The 1,152-nt window shown below is 62.6% G+C and carries 1 protein-coding gene; it reads left to right on the top strand.

Annotation, left to right across the window (positions count from 1 at the left end; all coding sequences use genetic code 11):
• Positions 1-1,107: hypothetical protein (locus FYJ91_RS20765; RefSeq protein ID WP_181008618.1), on the top strand; the 1,107-nt coding region annotated here is incomplete at its 5' end.
• Positions 1,108-1,152 lie beyond the last annotated feature (45 nt).

The following is a 1,152-nucleotide window of genomic DNA, read 5'->3' as shown; positions in this document are numbered from 1 at the left end:
CGCGGCTCGTTCGAAACGCTGGCCATCACCATCGGGCAATCGGGAATTTTGGAAACCGTCACGGGGCTGGTCGTCGGGTTGGCCGGTATCATCGACAAATTGTCGGAAGCGGACCCCGCCCTCCTTAATTTCGCGGTGACTGTCGGCGTCGTGATGGCGGCAATCGGGCCGTTCCTGATCGCCATCGGTTCGATCATGAGCGCGGTCGGCGGGCTAATCCCGATCTTCATCAAGCTCGCGCCCGTGATCGGGGCGATCGTGCCAGTCCTCGCGACGCTGGGGCGCGCGCTGCTGGGCCTCGCCATCGCTGGTGGACCGCTGACGCTGGTCGCGCTGGCGGTCAGCGCGGTCTATCTGGCGTGGCAGAACTGGGACAAGATCGTCGCGATCGTCCGCACCGTTTATACAGCGGCCAAGACCTGGCTGGTCGATAAGATGAACGTCGTGTTCGAGGCGGTGCGCGCCAAGGTCAAATCGGTCGGCGACGCCTTTTATGAGCTTTGGGATCGGGTTGTCGGTCACAGCTACGTTCCCGATCTTGTCGATGGCGTCAGTGCCGAATTCAACCGATTGCGCGACGTGATGACCCGCCCGGCGGAGGCCGAGACGGAGCGGACAGGCCAAGCCTTCCTTGGGCTCGCACAGAACGTCGAAGGCTCGATGAACTCGATAATCCGATCAGTGAAATCGGGCGACGTGAGCGGCATTCTCGGCGGCCTGTCCGGCTTGCTGGGTGCTGGCAAATCGATCTTTTCGATCTTCAAAGGATCGCCGGTCACTCCAACAGGAGGGGGCACCACGACCGGCGGCGGGTCGTTGGGCCTTCCGCCGATCGAAATGTTCAAGACAGGCGGTTCATTCGAGGTCGGCGGATCGGGTGGCGTCGATAGCCAGTTGATGCAGTTCTACGCGACGCCGGGCGAAATGGTTCGGATTACCAAGGGCGATGAAGCCAGCGCGCGCGGCGGGGTCGTGATCCATCAAACGTTCGCACCAAACCTTGCTGGTAGCGCGGTCGATCGGGCTGAGCTGGGCAGGTTTGCGGTGATGGTGAAGCAGGACACGATCGCGACGATTCGCGACCTGAAAGCGCGGGGGAAGGCATGACCGACTTCGTGTGGCCCGCCGATCTCGCGCCGAGCAGCGTTAGCT

The sequence above is a fragment of the Sphingomonas montanisoli genome (genome assembly GCF_008274695.1).
GTDB classification, from domain to species: domain Bacteria; phylum Pseudomonadota; class Alphaproteobacteria; order Sphingomonadales; family Sphingomonadaceae; genus Rhizorhabdus; species Rhizorhabdus montanisoli.
Note: the sequence above shows the minus strand (reverse complement) of the source record. Positions and strands in the feature narration are given on the sequence as shown.